This window comes from Oligoflexus sp., assembly GCF_035638955.1.
Taxonomy (GTDB): Bacteria; Bdellovibrionota_B; Oligoflexia; order Oligoflexales; family Oligoflexaceae; genus Oligoflexus.
Map to the genome: position 1 here is coordinate 1 of NZ_DASQYZ010000006.1, position 19,121 is coordinate 19,121.

Here is a 19,121-nt window from a genome sequence, read left to right on the forward strand (position 1 = left end):
TCATGGATTTGACTGTCTCAATGTTTTCAATCAGTCGGAATTCATCGAAACGATCGAAGGTGGGTTTGCTCCCGATATGGTGGTGACCGATCTTCACATCCGGGCGGAATCAGGTTGCGATATTCTGAAATACCTGCGGTCGAATCTCCGATTTCGAGATATCCCTGTCCTGCTTATCTCGTCAGATGGTGCCGGGCATAAGATCGCGGTCGAACACAAATTCAGCAGTTTCCTGCCTAAGAACAATTTGCATCGTGATTTGGTTGCACGCATCCATCAGCTCATGTCCCGGTAAGACCAGCTTTACTCAGCCAGCAGCAAGAGGTCGTCGCGTAAACCCCACCACTCTTTCGCATCGTCCTGGGACCAGGAAGGTAGATTCAGAGTCGCTGTGAGTTCGGCGCACAATGCTACCATACTGGGAGGCCGCATCAGTGGATTTTTCTCGATACACTGCATCACAATTTTGACCAAAGCGGGTGGCAGCTCCGGCCTGAGTTCACTTAAATTTTTAGGTTTGGTGTGCACAATATCATAGAGCAGACCGGCTTCATGGGTGGCATCAAAAAGATTGTGACCACTCAGCATTTTATAGGCAACGACTCCCAGGGAATAAATATCAGTTTGGGGACTGGCGGCCGAAGGTTGAGACAGGAGCTCGGGTGCTATATAAGCCGGCGTGCCTCGTAGGTCGCTGGAGAGCGGCCCGATGGATTCCAATGGAACCAGGTCCTTGATTCTTTTCACCAGACCAAAATCAATCACTTTAACGACATCATAATCTCCACCAATCCGGCAAATCATGATATTGAGGGGTTTGATGTCACGATGAATCATGCCCAGGGCATGGGCTTCTTTGAGAGAGCCACAGACCTGGAGCAGCAGATGAACGGCCCGATGATAGGGCAGGTGCTTTTCCATTTCGATCAGCCTGGCCAGACTTATACCTGGCAAAAATTCCATGGCATAGTAGAAGTTTCGATCCGCGGTACGGCCAAAATCATAAATGGCAACGGTATTGGGATGGCTCAGTTGGCTGGTTGCGCGGACTTCAGCCTCGAAACGTGTGAGTGATTCCGGATCGTTATTATCTGCCTTCAGAATTTTGATGGCTGTAGGGCGTTTTAAGAAGGCATGCTTCGCCAGATAGATTTCCCCAATACCACCTTCGGCGATCTTGCGCAGCAAGCTGTACTGCCCCATCCGGGCACCCATCCGAGCCGCCGGCCTGATGCGAATGAATGCCAGATAGGAGACAGCGGCCAGGAGGGTGGCGACGGCCATCAGGACGACCAGTGTTATATACAGGAAATCGATGACGCGTAAGGTCAAAAGCGCTTCGTCGGCATCAATTTCTGTGATGATGCCGAAATACAAATTGGGGTGCCAGCGCCAGGCACCGATCACATCAACGCCACGGTAGTCACGATAGGGTTCCAAAAGTTGGCCTTGCATGGCGTCCGTATAAAGACGAAGTCGATCCAACGCTTTCGAGACAATTTTGGTATAGGGCCAGTCTTCAATCCTGTTCTCAGGGCGAAACCCTTGTGAAAGGTTACCGCCTGGATCTTTCAAAGAGATATTCAGACCTGATCTCTTATCTTTCTCCAGCAGTCCGATCTCCACCAGCTCATTGGTGAATCGGCTTTCCGATAGGAGCACACCTTTGGTATTGAACGCATACGTTTCTCCCGACGAACCCCAGCGGCCGACTTCGATAATCTGGTCGAAATATTTTGCAGCGTCCAGTCCAAACGCCAGGCCTGCGATCACGCGCCCTTCACGATCACGGATGGGAACGCTGAACCAGGAGAAATACTGCGGTTTAACAGTGGCGCCCGCGGTATTGAATGCGCTTCCCAACAGCCTCCGAGGCGTAAAGAATTTTTCGCCACTCAATATTCGATCAAAAACAGCGATGAGATCGGAATCGGCCGTAAGTTTTTTTCCCACCCAAGGCCGGATATTAGTGGCGATATTCAGATATCGATGGTTAAAGATGAAGAAATGTTGGAAAGGTCCTGCCTTCAGGCTGGGCTCGATAAGCCTGTTCAGATCGTCTTGCGCTTGAGCCTGCATGAGAGCATTGCCGGGGTTGTCCAGGCTGCGACCGATTTCAAGGAGTTGTTTGAGAGCAGGATCGTTTTGCAGCAAAGCTCCCCATTTCTCGGCTTCGCCAAAACGGTAACTGGACCAGAGCTCAATCGCCTGAAAGTTTGAATTCAGAACACTTTCAAGATGCCCTGCCGTCTCGTGTACTAACGCGTCTTTGAGCTTATCCCGACCCAGTCCTGCCGCCATGGCAATGATCAGGACAATTCCAATCAATAAAGCGAAGCGAGCCAACCTGTGCTGGATCAGGCGGCGAAAACGCCTTTGCAGACAGTTGACTTGAGTCGACTCAAAGGCGATTTTCATGGGCGTATAGTCTGGAGGCACCCCAACCTTGGGGTCGTCTTCATGAAAGCGCAACAGGGATTCGACCTCGGCACGGATCTCGGCCTGGCCTTTACATTCGCGTTCAATGAGGATTTGGCGTTCGGCTTTATTTAATAGGATAGCCTTTTGAAAGATCTCTTTCGCTCGGGCATACGTGTCAGAATCCATATTCATGTGTCCAGGCCACTGAGTTCGCGCTTGAGCCAGGCTCGCGCCATGTACCAATCACTTTCTGCTGTTCGCAGGGAAATGTCGAGTGCCGCTGCGACCTCGTCCATCGACAGACCGCCAAAGAACCGTAACTCGACAATACGAGCCTGGCGGGCATCAAGACGATCGAGCTTCACCAACGCCGTATCAACATCCAGGATTTGTTCCAAATCGACCGATGCGCCGATCAAATCCTCGTTCAACTCCAACGGCACGGCTTTTCCGCCTCGTTTGATACGACGCCGGCTTCGAGCCTGCTCGACCAAAACCCGCCTCATCATGATGGCGCTGAGAGCCAGGAAATGAGCTCGATTCTGAAATTGCAGGCTATGGCCTTGAATGAGTTTTATATAGGCTTCATGGACTATGGCTGTCGGCTGAAGGGTATGATCACTGCGCTCCGTAGAAAAATAGGAGCGTGCGATGCGATGCAGATCGTCGTAGAGCAACGGGAATACAAGGTCGATGGCTGCGTGATTGCCTTTCGCCGCCAACTGAATCATCTTGGTGATGTCTTGTTGAGATTTCGTCTGCCATTCCTCGATTGTTTCAAGCAAGTCTAATCCGAGGCTATGATTTGTGCAATCAAGTACATATATTTCTGCGTTTGGGTCTGACCGACCTGGACCAGGATGGCCAGTGGTATTAATTTGCAAAAAACTGCGGCTCAGAAGCTTTACGCCGGGTCAATTTCAATTCCTTCTCAAGTTTGGTGACCTCCTTCTTGATTTTGGCATAAACCTCAACCCAATTCATGCTATCCAGATCGCGTTTGTCTTCAATGACATGCAATCCATAGGCTGATCCAAAGAGTGTCGCCTGGGCACCGGGATGGCAGCCAAAGCTTGCCTGATTGGCTGATGATGCCGTAAGTATCCTCATGTTCGGCAGTACGGCCAGCGGACTGGGCGAGGTTTTAGGATCATCCTTCGTCGAAATAAAACCACCTGTGTAGCAGCCCTGCAGCACGAGATATTTCCGGGTCTTTGGCCCCTGCTGCATAGCATCTGCAAGGTCATGGGCTGTTAACCCCAGTCTGGATCGGCAATCAGGAGGATTTTGATCCATCACCAGCGACGGCGCTTGCGCCATGCAATTTTTTTTCATGCGTTCGGCATCCTGAGGTTTTCCTGGGGGCGCACCGTGCGACGTGACATACAGGTAAAAATTTTCGGGTTGTTTGGCAAGAGACAGCGTGATGCTATCCAAAAGCTGTGCGAGCTTGATGGGATGGCAAGCGGCAGCAAGCGGTTTCATTTCATCGAATTGAGCACGATCCTCGGCATACTGCAAAAGATCGGGTTGGGCATAAAAACAGCCGATTTCGGCAGATTTATAGCCCTTTTGCAGAAGCCAGGAATAGTTCCAGTAGATTTCCTGCAGAAAATTCGCAGTGTCCGAACTTCCTGCCACGAGGATCGCTTTAAAAGCCTTCGGCTTATCCAGCGGTTTTGCAGTTAAAGGCACAGCGGTCGGCAGATTTGTGCTTTGAAGAAATTGCGCAATCGCAGCAAAGGCTTCGCCACCTCCATAGCGCAGCACCGGCTCCTTGCTGCCCGGAATCTGCAAATAAAAAGCGGGAAGCCTTTGTTCGACCCCAAACTTTTCCATGACTTCGAGACTGTCGGTCACATCCACCGTCACGATCCGATAGCGACCCCGACTGGCTTCCGCAAGCTTGCGTAGGGGACCTTCCAGCTTGCGACAGGGTTCACACCAGTCGGCGGAAAATTCGATCAACAGCGGTTCTTTGTGAGGCTGCTTGATAAGATCCAAGGCCAAAGGCGGTTGAATGGTCACAAGACGGTGGGTGTTATCAGGCTTATAAAAATCGGCCAGGGACTGGACCTTGGGCACACTGACGCATGCTGGCAGAAGCCAGAAACCAACGAGTAAAAGAAGGATGCGCATGAATAGCCCCAATGTTCCTTGTTTGCATGAGAGACCATGAACCGAGGTCGTATATTGCAAAACGCTTCAAGATGACGGTGAAGCGTACAGTTGACATCTTCAATTTGGACTGCGTCTTCTGTATCGTAAAGATCGTAAAGTTCCCACTGCTAACACATTCTGCTTATAAACTTCTGGAGAGCTGATCCTATGCGGTTCCGTTGGTATTTAGTGGCATCACGTCTTGGAATTCTCGGTCTGGCCGTGCTCTGTTCCACCTGTGGAGGAAAATCTGGCGGTGTTGCGGCCGCCATTGCCTGTTCGCTGCTCTCTGCCAGCGTGAATGGAAGTTCCTTAACAGTGGGGTTAAGCCAGGCTTTGCTCGGACAATTGCAGACCGGCCTCAATTTTACGGATGATACCGAAGTTCTGAACACGCGTATCAAGGATGCTCTCAATGGAGCCCTTGAAGCGGCATCCGTCAGCAGTCAACTTAATATCAAAACGGTAACCGCCGTTCCCAAGGAAGCAGGCGCTGACGACGGCGTTCGCTTTCTGGAACTCGGGGGGAATTTGGCTGCCGGTGTGACCTTCGCCAGCTCCCTTTTGAAATTGCCTGCCGTCCAGGACGCTCTTTCCACTTCATTTCGTCTAGCCGATGGGAAGGCTTTCGACTTTGTCGAGGATTCGTTTCGTGTGAGCAAATCCGGTCGTATCAGTCCCGATCAAAGCAATGATTCGACCCGGCAATGGGCTTACGATCAAACGAAGGTGGATGAAGCCTTAACCGTCGCCGATGCCCTTCCGAACGCGCGGGATCAGGTGGTGGTTGCGGTGCTCGATACGGGGGTATCTCTGGATCATCCTGCTTTGAAAGATAATATTTTCACCGAGAACGGCGCCGTGAAAGGCTACGATTTCGCCAATAATGATAGCAGTGCCGATGATGATGAAGGCCACGGCACCCACTGCGCCGGTATCATTGCCGCGAAAAAAGTGGACGAGTCGGGTGTGGTCGGGGTGGGCGAGCTGGTGGCCCCAGGCAAGGTTAAGATCATGCCTATCAAAGTCCTGAGCAAGAAAGGGGGCGGTTCCACCGACGCTATCAATAAAGGCATTCGCTACGCCATGGCTGAGGGCGCCCATGTGATTTCCATGAGCCTTGGCGGTGGTGTTGATTTTCAAAATTTGGTGGCCAGCAACGGTACAGAGAGTCAGATCATACGTGACGCTGTGAATGCCGGTATCATTGTGGTGGTGGCCGCTGGCAATGAGAATTGTCCTTTAGGTGGCAACTGTCGTCAGCAGACGCTGTTCGTTCTGAGCCAGACGATCGAAGAGTACACGGTGCTGCCTTGTTCGTATAACGGGACCATTTGTGTGGGCGCCTCGGACCCCAATGCAACGCTGGCCCCCTATAGCAACTATCCTTCGAGTTTGACCAAAGGGATTGACCCCAACGTCGTGGATCCTGCCACCAAACGAACAAGTCCTGATATTACAGCTCCGGGTTCTGCCATCTATTCGACTTATATCGACAACAGGTACAAGTCGCTGGACGGCACAAGCATGGCGGCGCCTTACGTGGCGGGACTCGCTGCGATTTTTCAGTTGAAAGCCGCAGCCGATAAACGCAATACGGATGGAACACCGCAGAAAACGTTTCGTCGCCTTTTGCAAGAATCTGAACTGGCATTGGCTACGGAAGAAGGTGAGACAAGGAGTTACGTGGGGCAAGTGGATTTGAATCATTTCATGAAAAAGATTCGTGAACTGAATACCGGAACCCTTGCCGGTACCCCGCCGACACTTCAAGCGGTCGATGAGCCAGCAGGCGAGGAAACAGGAGAAGCTCCGAACGCGTTGGCTGCGATCTGCGGGGGTTGATGCTCTTGCTTGTTAAAAATCGGGTTTGAAAAACCATAGCTCTTGACCATGATTGACGAGCAACTGTCCGTCTGGCAACTGTGGACCATCCAGGAGGGCCCCGTCCCGAAAAGGAGGCGGGTTGACGAGAAGCTTTTTGTTCTCGAAAATTTCCAGAAAGCTGCCTAAAGTCGTGGAACTCATGGCGACCGGTCCCGCTGCCAAGGCATGATTGAAACCATAGGAATCTTTTAAAATAGGCTCAACAGTTGGCTTGGTTGTGTTCCAGCTGTACCAACTGTTCATGTTCACAGGGACAACCGTGCAGGTGAGGGACGCGGGACCGGCGTGAAGGTATAAGGTCTCGCCCATGACCAGAATTTCATGCTCCGCTCCTGGAAAGTGATAGACGCGGCGGGGCTGCATCCCTGTCTGCGACGCCAGCAAGGTAATTGCCGTTGGTGTGATGCGATAGAGTCCCCGGTCATCAGCAAGCGTGAATCCTCCATCGTAATACACACTGGCTGTCGAGTTAAAGACGTTGCCCAACTGCGAAGCCAAACTGATCGAACTCACAAGTTGGGGCGAACTTCCGTCTGTGGGGTCAATCGACCACCATTGCAGATTATCGGCGCCAAGGTCCTTTAAAAGAAAGATCAGTTCATTCGGATTCACCAAATGAAATCCCAGGACTGATGCTTGAGGAAATGCAGCCACGACTTTCCAGGGGGTTTTGGCTGCGTCGTCCCATCGAAAGAGTCGACTTTGGTCTGGTTCATTGCTGAGAGCCATGAGCTGTCCATCGGACCACGCGTAATGATAGGATGTGGTGGGGTACAGGGTTTCCAGGATGGCGGTTTCCTTGAGACGTTGCCCCTGGCCGTCAACAACGAGCAGCCCTGCGTGAGACTGCAAGACAATACCGCCCTGCGTGCTGACCAGCTTCGATGGAGGAAAGTTGTCGCCAATTTTTGTCCAAGTCCCCTGGCGGTGGGCGTCTATCGCGATCACACGACCCTGATTTTTCGCAGCGTAACCTGTCCCTTCCACGTCTGCGTAATCGGAGATAATGTATTGATCGACATCGATTTGTACTTAGGCACAGCCTCCACACAGGCAAAAAAAGTGCCGGGACCCATAGCTTTGAAGGTGTGGGATCGGCGTTCCACAGCCACCATGTTGCTGCTATCCGAGCAGCTGGAATTGCGACTGATCCACACCCGGTACATACGCACATCCGAGGCTTTGGACCAACTCAATGTCACCTCACCATTGTCGGGATCCAGTGTCACATCTGTGATGCGAAACGATACCAGACCTGACTTGTACTTCACTTCCTGCAGCCAACCGCAGCCGTTCAGGAAGAGGCCCAAGATCAGCGTCATAAGGTTTGACAGCGCAAAATATTTGGACACTTGTGCAGTACCCCTTGCCAGGAATTCATTCGAATTTGTTTGTCTAAGGATAGGCGTTGCAAGAATTATGCGGGAAAGGCGGGAAAAGTCTAGGCCGCGCGTGGCAAAGGAATATGAATTTGGACCAGCGTTCCGCGACCGCCTGCACCAGGACTGATACGAACGCTGCCATTCCATTGCCGACTTAACGCGGCAAGTGCGGAGAGGCCTACGCCCCTGCCACTGCTTTCAGAGACATCATTGGCTGTACTGAAGCCATCTTCGAATAACACCTGGTAGGGGTCGTCCTTGGGCGGTGTCAGATTCAATTGCTGCGCCCTTCGAGAAATCTTTTGTAAATCCAATCCGGCCCCGTTGTCGAGAATTTCAAGGCAGAGGGATCCATCGGTCTGGTAGGCTTTGATGATCAACTGGACGTCGCGTGTCGGCTGACTATGCCGATGGCTTCGCAAAAATCCATGATCAATGGAATTATTCAAGGCATGCATGATCATATCGGTCGCCGATTGGAACAAGGCCGGATCCCAGTGAATGATGGCATCATGGACATTGATACTCTCAAGCTTGAAGCCACCCTGCTCCAACCTTTGATTCAAATCGGGCAGCAGCGGACGCACCGCATCCAATAACGATCGGAGTTGCGAGTGAGGCTCCGGCGCCAGATGCAAAATATCGTTGAGAAGGTGCCGGTACTCGGCAATGAGGTCGTTGAGATGTGTTTCGCCGGGAAGAATGGCGACATCCGTGCTGGCGTTCTGCAGTTCATCTTCAAGCCGGTGAATGGCATGGCTTAACTGCCAAAGTCCGGAGGCCCGCGCATTGCCTTTCAGCGTATGCAGCTGCCGCAGGGCTTGTTTTTTCTGGTCGGAATCCTGCTGCCAAATTCGGTTCTGAATCCACTTTGAACTGGAATCCAGGACGGCATGACACTGAGCCGGATCCTTATTGAACAGCTCGGTGACTTCAAGTTCCTTCCGATCGAGCAGGAGCATATGCCGTTGAATTTCAGCCTGTAATTTCACTCGCTCCGTCTGGTCCCTGAGACTCAGCAAAACGCGTTTGAGAATCCCATGGTGATCGAAGATGGGAACCCAATGCAAGGCCGCAGTGCGGACCTGTTCCCCCTCAAAAAGAAGTTCCTTGGGCAGGTTGGCTTCATTCAGTTCCCAGGCCAGAGCGCTTTCCCCTAGAGTATTGCGCAAGATCTCCTTGATCATCCCGCGCTGCTCACCCTCAATACGCGCATGCTGGAGGATCGTATCCATGGCATCCGCCCCCTTGGGGATGGCATCAATGCCAAGGAACTGGAGGAGATGCTGGGAATATTCCCCTTCAATCTGGAGCTGAGCATTGATGGTCAGGATGCCTTCGTCGATATTATCGAGGATCCTTTGCATTTTGAACTTGCGCCGCCGCACCTCGCGAGCTTTCATCACGACAATCATCAGCAAAACCAGGGCACCCAAGGCCAGCGTCAAAACACTCAAGGTCAAATTTTGAATGCGTTCTGCTGATTTGAGCTTCTGACTTTGCAGTTCGTTTTCCTTCAGGAGCAGCTCATTTTTTTCCTGCTCCTGTTCGATGCCGAGCTCAGCCAGGCCTTTGGAATAGCTGGCCTGGGCCTCATTCTGCTTAATGTCCTTGGTAGCCGCGACATAAGCCTTTAAAGCTGCCAGGGCCTGAACCGGGCGGTTGGACTTTTCATAAGCCTCGGCCCGCTGCTGATGAATTTTAACAAACAGACGAGCCAGTTCAGGGGGAGCGCTCCTCTCTGCGGCATCCAGACTCTGAAGGCTGTCTTCATATTTTTTTGAGGCAATCTGGGCACCGGCCGCCATCAGCCAGGCTTCGGCTTTCCAGTAGCTGACAGGATCTTTAAAGGTTTGTACGGCTTCTCGCGCATACTGGATGGCTTCCTGAAATTTATTCTGGCGCCGGGCGATGGCGCTCAAGCCAATCAAAGAAGGGCCAACCGTGTAGTGCCCACCCAGGCTTCGGCCAATTTTCAGCGCCTCAGTATAGTACGTCTGAGCTTCCTTCAACTGCTCCGCGCCTTGCTCTTCATAGTAGCCCGCAATGTTATGGAGAGAGGTGGCCAGCATGCCACGCAAATTTTTACGACGCGCATAGGCGACGATGTCCCGATCCATGTCCATGGCTCGGGCCAGGTCGGAGCCACTGGCAAAGGCCTGGGCTAGCGCGGAGCGGATACTCATGCGATCGAGCTCGTCAATGCCTTCAGCCTTTTGCATGATGTTCATGGATGTCATCATGGGCTGCAGACCTTTATCGTAGTCCCCCTTGCTCATTAAGACATAACCCTGCAGGGCCAGATAACGGGCCTCAAGATGTTGCAGGTTGTGGTGGCGGGCTGCGGTCGCGAGTTCCGCATATTTTTGATCTTCATCCCCCGCATCCCAGCTGACGCCCTTACTGATTTCCATGAGGAGCAGGTGCTCTTCCTTAAGTCCCCTTTGCAGAGCCAATTGCATCGGTTCCTGAACAAAGGCGACAGGATCGGCAAGATTTTCCTTCGAGAGGAGCACTGCGGCTTCAGCGTATTTAAGGCGAATCCAGGCATCCGGCTCTTTTTGAGGATCGGTGCGGCGTAGCTCGTCGCGGGCCCAAGCGAGCAGGGCATTCAGATCATCTTCCAGACCCATTCGAATGGACATGAGATGATTTTTGTCCAGTCGGAGCGAAGCGGGTGCAGACGATTGAGCAAAAACAGGGGAACAGATGGAAGCGCCAAGCAGCATGAAGCTTAGAAGCCATACGATTCGGCCTTTTAAGAGGGCGCAGTGCTTCATGAGTTGGCGTTATCTCCATACGTCGAACGGTTCTCACATTCATCCAGTTTAACGGAAATGGAATGGATCTTTGAGAGGAGAAAGTACCCGGGAAAAAACTGCCTGACGCCCTGTTTTATGCCACGGGCAGGATTTTCCTATCAGCTTCTAATTTTTGTAGCCGAATCAAAGCAGATTGGGAGGCTGGTGGAATGGTTCGGGCGTTGACACATCATTGGAATCGCAAGTGGCGCTCATGCCTGGTCCAGGTGATAGCGGCCATGGTCTGGTTTCATGTCAGTCCCCTCCATGGAGCGGCCATAAACGGAGTCCTCGACCTCGGCACCACGTCCTGGCAAACTCCCGTCGCTTTGGATGGCGAGTGGCATTTTTATCCCGAGGTTTTTCTAAGGGAAACGGATATTCAGTCAGAAGGCTTTGGCAAGGTCGCTCCTTTAAAAATACCCATTCCAGGTGGCTTAAGTCAGCTGGCGGATCAGTATAAAAATCCCCGGGGCGAAGGCCGATGGGGCACGCTGGTTCTGGAAATTCGCAATATGAAAGCGCCGTTTGAAAACGTGGGTCTGCATCTGCGAGGCGACACAGCTTATCAGGTTTTTGTGCTGGATCTCGACCGCCCTGGTCCCATGCGTTCTCTGGTGACGGTGGGAAAGCCTTCAGCTCGACGTGAAAACTCAATTCCGCAGGTGGCTTCGCCCCTGGGGCTTTGGAATGGAAGCGGCAGTGGTCATTATTTGCTGTTGGTGCATTTGAGTGGACACTATTATACGGATACCAACCTTTGGACGTCCCCACATCTGGGTTCCTATGAAGCCTTGAAACATGAGCTGGATTTGGTCTTCCTGCTGGATGCTTTGGTGGCAGGAGGCATGTTTATCATGTCACTTTACTATCTCAGCTTTTATTTTCATCGTCGTGAAGATAAAGCAGCACTTTTGCTCGGTGTCTGGAGCAGCGCCGTGTTCCTGAGGCACTTCAGTTGTTCCCCTCAGATTCAAATGGTTCTTTTTCCCGAGTCATCCGTTACTTTCTTTTCCGCCATTCGCGCCATGGAATTCGGCCTGCTGGGTGTCATGGGTGGCACCGCATCCTGGTTCGCTATTGAATCGTTTGAACTCAAGAATCTTCGAACTCTTGGGAAGATTCATACCGCTCTGGGTCTGGTTATTCTTGTTTTTTGCGTGCTAACGGGTCCTGCAGTCTATCCCAACTTTATCCTCTTCATAAATCTGATTCTTGTCGTGCAGGTGGCCACTTATCTTTATGCCGCGCTTCAGGCCCTGAAAATTAAGGCCAAAGGCAGCCTTTATCTGACCATTGGCGGCGCTATTACGGCGATGTCCGTGGTCTATGACATGAGCATTGGCATGGGCTATCGTTCATCTCCGCTCTTCATCACGCCCATTGGGATGACCCTCCTCTTGTTTGCCAATGGGCAACTCGTGGCCAAACTTTTCGCGCACGCCTTTCGTACCGCCCAGCGGCTGTCTGTTTCGCTTCAGGAAGAGGTTGAAAAGAAGACCCTGCGGCTCCGGTCCATGCTGGATAACATTCCGCAGGGCGTGGTGAGTATTATCCCGCCTGGAATTGCGGACTCGGAATATTCCAGACACCTCGAAATCATACTCGGTACCAACGCCATCACCCATCAGCCCATCGAATCGCTTCTCCTCGATCCCATGTCTCTCTCTTCGGACGAGAAGGATCGCATCATGGCAACCCTGGCCGCAAGTCTGGGTGAAGACGTCCTGAATTTTGAAATCAATGCGAGTCAGCTGGTGACAGAAGTGGAGTTTCAGAGGGACGGCAAGCATAGGTCTTTGCAGGTCAGCTGGGTTCCGATTGCGAACAGTCGCAGCATCGTGGAAGGGATTCAGGTTACGCTCAATGATGTGACGGCTTTGCGGGACATTGAGCGGGAAAGCCAGGATCAGAAGGAAGAACTCAGTTATATTCAAGAGATTCTCCCCATTCATGTGGAGAATTTTCGAGTCTTTATGGATTCGTCCCTGCATCTTCTGCAGGAAAACGTCAGACTCATTGGATGCAACAAGGATGGTCTCGATGATGTCGGTAAAATACTGTTCATCAATCTGCATACCATCAAGGGTTCAGCACGTACGCTAGGACTGAAAAAAATCACCAGCCTGGTCCATGATGTGGAACATGGTTACGTTGATCTTCTTAAAAATATTCATGAGAATTGGAATCAATCGGTCCTGCTGGCGCAAATTGAAAGCATTCAGGCGATGCTCGATCATTATCAGCACATTTTTCATCAGGTGCTGGGTCGCAATAAGACCAGAAGCGATGAAATCGGGGTGTCCCGTGAGTTTTTGGAGCAGCACTGTCATTTGCTGAGCAAACTCAGCACGAGTATCAACCAGCCGTCGCTTCATAGCAAGCTCCTCAACTCCTTAAAAGTCCTGGAGCAGGAGGTCTTTCAAGATGCCACCGAATTCCTGCAGGATTTCCTGGGTGCCGCCGAGCGCATTGCCCGCGATCTGGGCAAGGAACACCCGCTGATTCTGGTGGATGCCGACGAATTCATACTCAGTCATGATGCCAAGAACGCTCTGGGCAAGTCGATCATTCATGTGCTACGCAATGCGATGGATCATGGTATCGAACCAGCCAACGAACGCATGGAAAAAGGCAAGGCACCGTTTGGCTGCATCAAATTTCAATTGGATGAACACGATCAGCAGTTGCACATCTTGATCGAGGATGATGGTCGGGGGCTTGCAGTTCAGGAATTGAAAGCCAGAGCCGGTCAGGCTGGGCTGGGCCAGGTTCTGACGCCCCAAACGATCGCGGACCTGATCTTTCAGCCCGGCCTGAGCACAGCTGCCAGCATAACCGAGATCTCCGGTCGGGGCATGGGCATGGATGCCGTTCGCAAATTTATCCGTGAAGTTGGTGGTGATGTTCAGGTCAGAGTCGACGAAAATCAACCACTCCAGCATTCCCTGCCCTTTAAAATCCTGATCATGTTGCCCAACCGATTCTATCGAAGGAAGAAGCGTGACGAGGTTCACCTCGCAGCTGGCTGATCATTTGGAAATCCCGTAAGATGAATGTCTCTCTTACTCCGAAAGGAACTCCTATGAAACATTTTATGTTAGCTTGGGCCCTCCTGCTTATAAGTGCCGGCGGTTTTGCATCGGACAAATTCTATGGCCTCAAATATACCAGTATTCAAGGCCAAACCAAGAGCCTGGATGCCTACAAAGGCAAGGTCGTGCTTCTGGTTAACACCGCTTCCGAATGCGGTTATACCAGCCAGTATGAAGGGCTTGAAAAACTCTACAAAACTTATGAAGGCAAGGGCTTGACCGTGATTGGTTTCCCTTCCCCAACCTTTGAGCAGGAGCTCAAAACGGATAAGGAAGTTGCCAGTTTCTGCAAGCTGAAATATGGCGTCACGTTCCCTCTTTCAAAACGTGTTGCGGTCAAAGGCAAGGACATCGATCCGGTTTTTGAGTACCTCACCAAGGCCGCCCCCGAAAAAGGCGACGTCCAATGGAATTTCGAAAAATTCCTCATCAATCGCAAGGGCGAAGTCGTCGGCCGTTTCGGTTCGAGCGTCAAACCTGAAGAACTGGCGTCTCGGATTGAAAAACTGCTCTAAGATGGGGAGCATGCGATGAAGGTACAAGGCTCGTTCAAAGCGCTTAAAGTCATTCCAGATGACCGCAGAATTGCTGACTTTTGGATTGCGCCTTGGGGTTGGGCAGCTGTCACCGCTGCCATTGAAGGTGGTCTCACCGAAGCCTTGCATAAAGGGGCGCAGGCTCCCCATGTGCTGGCGGGGTCTTTGGGCCTTCATCCTGTTTCGACGGAAAGCATACTCCGGGTGATGGTCGCCATGGGATTTGCCCAGGAGAAAAATAAGGTCTTTGGTCTGGCTCCGGACGCGCGAGCCTATCTTGTGCCTTCCAGCCCACTCTCTCGTTTGGCTGAGCTATCCAAACATTTTGAAACACCCGAGCATAAGTGGATCGTCCGTAAGCTTCGGGAAATCACTCCCATCCTTAGGACCTTCGGTGATACGTGGCGGGAGAACCCCGATGAGGATGCATCGGTCAAGGACGCTGCCGCAGGCATGGATTCCGTGATTAAAGCCCCTTCCACGGCCGTGGTCCGTTCCAAGGCTTTTCAGGGGGTCGAGCATATTCTGGATGTGGGCGGTGGTTCCGGTGCTTTTGCTGTGACACTGACGGAACACCAACCCGAAACCCGCGTGACGATTTTGGATCTGCCCGCCATGTGCAAGCAGGCCCAGTCATGGGTCGAAAAGCGGGGCGCAAAAAATATCGACTTTCATCCTGCAGATTTTTTCAAGGACGCTTGGGCCCAAGGCTGCGATGCTATTTACTTCAGCAATGTCCTTCATGATTGGCCGCTCAAGGATGTCCAGATCCTGCTTCAACAGGCGCGAGCGACAGTCGAGGATAAGCCCAGGCATCGGGGTCGCCTCTATGTTCTGGAAGTGCTGAGAAACGAGAATCGCAATGGCCCGCTTATGGCCACCATCTTTCATATGCAAATGCAGATGGGATTTGGTGGAGCCCAATTGACCCGATCCGATTTCGGGAAATTATTTCAAGAGGCCGGGTTTAGTGGGCCAAGGGTTGTGGCACGATTTGGCTACTATTCCTTGCTCCAGGCTCATGCGCTTTAACCTCAAAGCTGAGCGGTGCCTTCACCAGATTCTGCAGCTTCTCTTCCAACCGGCGTAAAATTTTAGGCCCGGCTTCAGGTCCCATTTTTTCCAGTGATGTTTGAAGGTCGACATAGAGTCGGCCTTGATAGGAAATGAGGACAAAGGCGAAAGGATCCTTGACGCCCTGTGCGCTCAGGGCGTGATGTTCATACACCTGCGCGGTATCCAACGCTGCAAAATCCTCCACCCGCCCCAGGTTGCTGATGCTGACTGTGGGGCGGTGCTGGGCTGCATACGAGGAATTTTTCGGAGGTTTGGGTTTGCGGGCGCCTCCGGCCAGGCGCGCGAGCAGATAGGGGCGCCCTGCCTCGACTCCGGACCTGAGGGTGTCGTGACATCGTTTGGCAAGGTCCCAAATATCCATCGTGCAATGCAGCTGATAAAGCGCCATATGACCCGCAATAAACAGTCCCACTTCGTCAGGACCAGCGCCGACACCGGATCTTAAACTGACCGGGGTATTCAACGATAAATTCTGCGACTCGCCCTCACCATAAAGTTCAAACATGGTCTGAAGCGCGAGCGCACAGAAGGCTCCGAACAGATTGCTGCCATGCTTCCGGGCGAGGGCATTCAATTCCTGCGAATGATCAAAGACAAAGCCATGGGACAGCGTCTGCCGAGTCCACACCGGTTCACCGATCTGTAAGGCTGGTCCCATTTTACCAAGAGTGAAAATAAATTTGAAAGCCTGCCACCAGCCGCGAAAACCGCGATAGAGGGCCGGGAAACGTTGTTCCATGGGCAGAGAGGGCCTGGCCCCTGGCACGGATTCACCCTTATACAGAAGGAGCAGGCAGCGCAGCAGGTAACTCGACGAAAGGCCATCGGCCAACGCATGACTCAGGCTCAAAAGAATATCACAGCCCCGGTCGCCTTCCAGAACATGCACACAACCCAGCCCTTCGCCGATGGGATACTGACGATGGAGTTCCTTGACAAGAAGCCGACGCCAGTGCTCTTCGCTTTGCATCCGCTCCCTATGAAAGGGCATCGAAGCCGGTGCCGCGTGCATTGAAAACCGCAGATAAGGATCGGCAAAAATCGAGGCTCGCAGCAAAGGCCAGGTTTCCCCAAGGTCGTGCGTGGCCCGCTGCAGGCGTGCCATATCCAGCGAACCATGCAGTCTTATCACCGTGCATATATTGGTGGAGCCCACCAGGTTCTGTTGGTAGAACTGCCGCTCAAGCCCGCCCAGATAACGTTCCATATTCAACTCTTGGTGTGGTGACGTTTCCGCAAGCTAAGAGCTCTCCTGGTGAATGTCCATACGAAAAAAGTGAAGCCACGATGAAGACTACTTCCACCGCAGGATGCCGACGGCCGCCAGCAAAATCCCCGCGGTCACCGCGCCCAAAGCCGGCAGTCCCTGCTCAATGAATGGCGCCACCAGGGCTGTTCCCAAAGCCGATGTGCCCATAATCGCCAGGATGACGAGGGCGGATCCGCGCGCATCATCACCCTTGGCGGCCACGATCGCTTGAAAAAATCCGGGTGGTCCACGAAGTCCCAAACCGACGTTCATCGGGAGGAAGAGGGGAATCAGGATCATTGGATTCCGGCCGCCGATGAGGCCATAGATGAACAGAGCCACTCCCGAGAAGGCCGCAAGCCAGGTCCCCAGATGAATCATCGTCTCGGATCCCCAGCGGGCGACAGCTTTCTGAGCCGAGTTTGCGGCGACGATATAGCTAAAAACCGCAATCATCTGCATGCGAATGAAATCGGAGAGCACGCCGCCCCAGCTATGAACGATGACGCTCGGGGCCCCAAAAACAAAGGTCAGAAGTCCACCCAGAACAAAGGCTTGGCTTAGCGCATAACGCAGGTACGTAGGGTCCCGCAGAAGCTTTTGATAGCTGCCCGGTGATGTCATGGGCGGAACCTGGGGCAGGTGTTTCAGCCAAACAAACGAGGCCAGGGCCAGCAGCGCGGTTAAGGCAGCGCTTAAATGAAAGGACGCAGCCCATCCCCAACGCACCAGAAGAAAAGCCCCGATCACGGGCGCAAACGCGGGCACCAGGGACTCAATACTGCCGATAAGACCGATCATGCGCACAGCCTTGTCAGGCGGCAGCAGGCGCCGAATGAATCCCGGACCAAACACGACCGCGGCGGAACCACTGGCTCCTTGTAAAAACCGAAGCGCAATCAAAGTCCCGATATTGGGAGCCACAGCGCAGGCGAACGACATAAGGGCATAGAGTGTCAACGAAATCGCGAGCAGCCAGCGCTGATCCACGCGATGGCCGAGGTTGCCGAAGAGCAATAAGCCACCGGCCGTTCCCGCCACAAAACTGGCTAAAACCAACTGCGCTGTCGCAGCCGTTCCGCCTAATGTCTGGGGTAAACTCGGAATGGCGGGCAGAACCAAATCGATGCCTGCTATGCCGAGAACGTTACCAGCCGCCAACAGCGCCAAAGAAAACCAGACACCCGAATGCATACGCGTTTCTGAAGACATGAAGCCCATCCTTATCCGAGCAACTCATCAAAAAGTCAGTGTAACCCAGGACATCGAGGCTTCCCACTGACGCCTTCGGTTTGCGGACACTATCTCGCGCTTGCTGACATTGACGCATCAGGGTAAAGTGCGGTCCGTCCCTTTTTAGTCAGGAGAATTTGATGGAAGATCCAAAGCAAAGCCCGGAAAAAATAGAACAAGGTCATGTGCATGGTCCCAACTGTTCGCATCACCATCATCTGGAACCCTTTGTTCGTAAAGAAGTCAAGGTGGGACGCAATGACCCCTGTCCTTGCGGTTCACAGCAGAAATACAAGAAATGCTGTGGCAAGGGTTCGTGAAGCCGGGTATTTTTTAAGGACACCTTTTTAATACCCACGAGACCCACATGAAACTGGAAATTGATTTTCATGGTTCCGAGATCGCCGAGATTAAAACCGGTACCAACGAACTGGAAATTATTTTCAGTCATGTTGTGATTGTGCAGGCCGGCAGCCCTGCCGTGTCGGTGCCGGCCACCCTCAAAGTCGGTCAGCCCAAGTATTCCAAACTGCCGAAAAAAGGTCGCCTGACCGATGGTGAACTCTATGGAGTTCCCGGCAAAGCGCTGAACGGCCGGATTCCCGTCGACCTGAATTGCGAGCGAGACTGCGAACTCTCGCTGTCCTTTGAAGACAAGGATTATACGATCCACGGCAAGAGCTTTCAGGTGATCGCGGATCTGAGCCAACTCCCTCACAAAAACTAAGACGTGCCGCGGACGCCGGTTTCTGCCTATTTACACCCAATGCGGACAATGAACTTGCGATCGGACCGATTTCCAGGTTGTGATACGTTCCAAAGTATCAACAAGGGAGAATCTCATGATCAGGAAAGAAGCAGATGTTGTTTGGCGCGGTGATGGGAAAACGGGTCAGGGTGAAATCACGACTCAAAGCAAGGCTCTGAGCGGCGTAGCCTACGGATTCACCTCCCGTTTTGAGCAGGGTAAAGGCACCAATCCCGAGGAACTGATTGCGGCAGCGCATGCCAGCTGTTTTTCCATGGCCCTGGCCTTTCGCTTGGCGGAAGCTGGCTTCCAGGCCCGCGAGTTAAAGACCAAAGCCGTTATTTCCATGGAAAAGGAAGGGGGCGGGTTCACCATCAAGGAATCCAAGCTCACCCTGGAAGCTTCCATTCCCGAAATCGCGGAGCATAAATTCAAGGAACTTGCTGCTGAAGCGAAGGCCAACTGCCCCGTTTCGAAGCTGCTGAACGCCAAGATCATTCTTGAAGCGCATCTGATGAAGCCAACGTACTGA

Annotated in this window: 15 protein-coding genes and 1 pseudogene; 8 read left to right on the forward strand and 8 right to left on the reverse strand. The window is 52.6% G+C overall.

What is annotated here, in order from left to right:
• Window positions 1-295, forward strand: a pseudogene (locus VE954_RS00310) (hypothetical protein); the annotation flags it as partial.
• 8 nt (window positions 296-303) lie between these two features.
• On the opposite strand, the gene VE954_RS00315 reads toward VE954_RS00310, so the two are convergent.
• The 3 genes from VE954_RS00315 to VE954_RS00325 all read right to left on the reverse strand — a co-directional run bounded on the left by VE954_RS00315 (window position 304) and on the right by VE954_RS00325 (window position 4,560).
• Complete coding sequence (locus VE954_RS00315) at window positions 304-2,607, reverse strand: protein kinase domain-containing protein (protein WP_324948451.1); 2,304 nt, start codon at window positions 2,605-2,607, stop codon at window positions 304-306.
• Between the two features lie 2 nt (window positions 2,608-2,609).
• Window positions 2,610-3,206 (reverse strand): sigma-70 family RNA polymerase sigma factor, encoded by a 597-nt coding sequence (locus tag VE954_RS00320; RefSeq protein WP_324948453.1) that lies wholly within the window; start codon window positions 3,204-3,206, stop codon window positions 2,610-2,612.
• Between the two features lie 88 nt (window positions 3,207-3,294).
• The gene (locus VE954_RS00325; RefSeq protein WP_324948455.1) at window positions 3,295-4,560 is read right to left on the reverse strand and encodes a thioredoxin domain-containing protein; all 1,266 of its coding nucleotides are present in this window, start codon (window positions 4,558-4,560) and stop codon (window positions 3,295-3,297) included.
• 189 nt (window positions 4,561-4,749) lie between these two features.
• Between VE954_RS00325 and VE954_RS00330 the strand changes: the two genes are divergently transcribed.
• A complete protein-coding gene (locus VE954_RS00330) occupies window positions 4,750-6,426 on the forward strand; it encodes a S8 family serine peptidase (RefSeq protein WP_324948456.1) in 1,677 nt (558 codons plus the stop codon).
• A gap of 12 nt (window positions 6,427-6,438) precedes the next feature.
• Here VE954_RS00330 and VE954_RS00335 read toward each other — a convergent pair whose 3' ends face one another.
• The 3 genes from VE954_RS00335 to VE954_RS00345 form a co-directional block, all read right to left on the reverse strand.
• Entirely contained in the window at window positions 6,439-7,320 is an 882-nt protein-coding gene (locus VE954_RS00335) for a hypothetical protein (RefSeq protein WP_324948458.1), read from the reverse strand.
• A 92-nt stretch (window positions 7,321-7,412) separates the two neighbouring features.
• Window positions 7,413-7,820, reverse strand: coding sequence for a hypothetical protein (locus VE954_RS00340; protein ID WP_324948460.1), 408 nt, complete (start codon window positions 7,818-7,820; stop codon window positions 7,413-7,415).
• 89 nt (window positions 7,821-7,909) lie between these two features.
• The gene (locus VE954_RS00345) at window positions 7,910-10,630 is read right to left on the reverse strand and encodes an ATP-binding protein (protein ID WP_324948462.1); all 2,721 of its coding nucleotides are present in this window, start codon (window positions 10,628-10,630) and stop codon (window positions 7,910-7,912) included.
• Window positions 10,631-10,821: 191 nt separating this feature from the next.
• Between VE954_RS00345 and VE954_RS00350 the strand changes: the two genes are divergently transcribed.
• The 3 genes from VE954_RS00350 to VE954_RS00360 are packed head-to-tail and all read left to right on the forward strand — an operon-like array spanning window position 10,822 to window position 15,314.
• A complete protein-coding gene (locus VE954_RS00350) occupies window positions 10,822-13,683 on the forward strand; it encodes a 7TM diverse intracellular signaling domain-containing protein (protein ID WP_324948464.1) in 2,862 nt (953 codons plus the stop codon).
• A gap of 53 nt (window positions 13,684-13,736) precedes the next feature.
• Window positions 13,737-14,261 (forward strand): glutathione peroxidase, encoded by a 525-nt coding sequence (locus VE954_RS00355; RefSeq protein ID WP_324948466.1) that lies wholly within the window; start codon window positions 13,737-13,739, stop codon window positions 14,259-14,261.
• A 15-nt stretch (window positions 14,262-14,276) separates the two neighbouring features.
• Window positions 14,277-15,314 (forward strand): methyltransferase, encoded by a 1,038-nt coding sequence (locus VE954_RS00360; protein ID WP_324948468.1) that lies wholly within the window; start codon window positions 14,277-14,279, stop codon window positions 15,312-15,314.
• Here the strand turns inward: VE954_RS00360 and VE954_RS00365 are convergent.
• Together VE954_RS00365 and VE954_RS00370 are read right to left on the reverse strand one after the other, a co-directional pair.
• Window positions 15,250-16,566: a phthiocerol/phthiodiolone dimycocerosyl transferase family protein gene (locus VE954_RS00365; protein ID WP_324948470.1), complete on the reverse strand. Its 1,317-nt coding sequence runs from the start codon at window positions 16,564-16,566 to the stop codon at window positions 15,250-15,252. The genes VE954_RS00360 and VE954_RS00365 overlap by 65 nt on opposite strands.
• A gap of 87 nt (window positions 16,567-16,653) precedes the next feature.
• Window positions 16,654-17,820 carry an MFS transporter gene (locus VE954_RS00370; protein ID WP_324948472.1) on the reverse strand — a complete coding sequence of 389 codons (1,167 nt, stop codon included), beginning with the start codon at window positions 17,818-17,820 and terminating at the stop codon, window positions 16,654-16,656.
• Window positions 17,821-17,981: 161 nt separating this feature from the next.
• Between VE954_RS00370 and VE954_RS00375 the strand changes: the two genes are divergently transcribed.
• The 3 genes from VE954_RS00375 to VE954_RS00385 all read left to right on the forward strand — a co-directional run bounded on the left by VE954_RS00375 (window position 17,982) and on the right by VE954_RS00385 (window position 19,121).
• Window positions 17,982-18,161 carry an SEC-C metal-binding domain-containing protein gene (locus VE954_RS00375; protein WP_324948474.1) on the forward strand — a complete coding sequence of 60 codons (180 nt, stop codon included), beginning with the start codon at window positions 17,982-17,984 and terminating at the stop codon, window positions 18,159-18,161.
• Between the two features lie 47 nt (window positions 18,162-18,208).
• Entirely contained in the window at window positions 18,209-18,568 is a 360-nt protein-coding gene (locus VE954_RS00380; protein ID WP_324948476.1) for a hypothetical protein, read from the forward strand.
• A 115-nt stretch (window positions 18,569-18,683) separates the two neighbouring features.
• A complete protein-coding gene (locus tag VE954_RS00385; RefSeq protein WP_324948478.1) occupies window positions 18,684-19,121 on the forward strand; it encodes an OsmC family protein in 438 nt (145 codons plus the stop codon).

Coding starts and splice junctions, on each gene's coding strand:
- VE954_RS00315 (WP_324948451.1), bottom strand. CDS start 2,607: ATGGATTCTGACACGTATGCCCGAGCGAAAGAGATCTTTCAAAAGGCT.
- VE954_RS00325 (WP_324948455.1), bottom strand. CDS start 4,560: ATGCGCATCCTTCTTTTACTCGTTGGTTTCTGGCTTCTGCCAGCATGC.
- VE954_RS00330 (WP_324948456.1), top strand. CDS start 4,750: ATGCGGTTCCGTTGGTATTTAGTGGCATCACGTCTTGGAATTCTCGGT.
- VE954_RS00345 (WP_324948462.1), bottom strand. CDS start 10,630: ATGAAGCACTGCGCCCTCTTAAAAGGCCGAATCGTATGGCTTCTAAGC.
- VE954_RS00350 (WP_324948464.1), top strand. CDS start 10,822: ATGGTTCGGGCGTTGACACATCATTGGAATCGCAAGTGGCGCTCATGC.
- VE954_RS00355 (WP_324948466.1), top strand. CDS start 13,737: ATGAAACATTTTATGTTAGCTTGGGCCCTCCTGCTTATAAGTGCCGGC.
- VE954_RS00360 (WP_324948468.1), top strand. CDS start 14,277: ATGAAGGTACAAGGCTCGTTCAAAGCGCTTAAAGTCATTCCAGATGAC.
- VE954_RS00365 (WP_324948470.1), bottom strand. CDS start 16,566: ATGGAACGTTATCTGGGCGGGCTTGAGCGGCAGTTCTACCAACAGAAC.
- VE954_RS00370 (WP_324948472.1), bottom strand. CDS start 17,820: ATGTCTTCAGAAACGCGTATGCATTCGGGTGTCTGGTTTTCTTTGGCG.
- VE954_RS00375 (WP_324948474.1), top strand. CDS start 17,982: ATGGAAGATCCAAAGCAAAGCCCGGAAAAAATAGAACAAGGTCATGTG.
- VE954_RS00380 (WP_324948476.1), top strand. CDS start 18,209: ATGAAACTGGAAATTGATTTTCATGGTTCCGAGATCGCCGAGATTAAA.
- VE954_RS00385 (WP_324948478.1), top strand. CDS start 18,684: ATGATCAGGAAAGAAGCAGATGTTGTTTGGCGCGGTGATGGGAAAACG.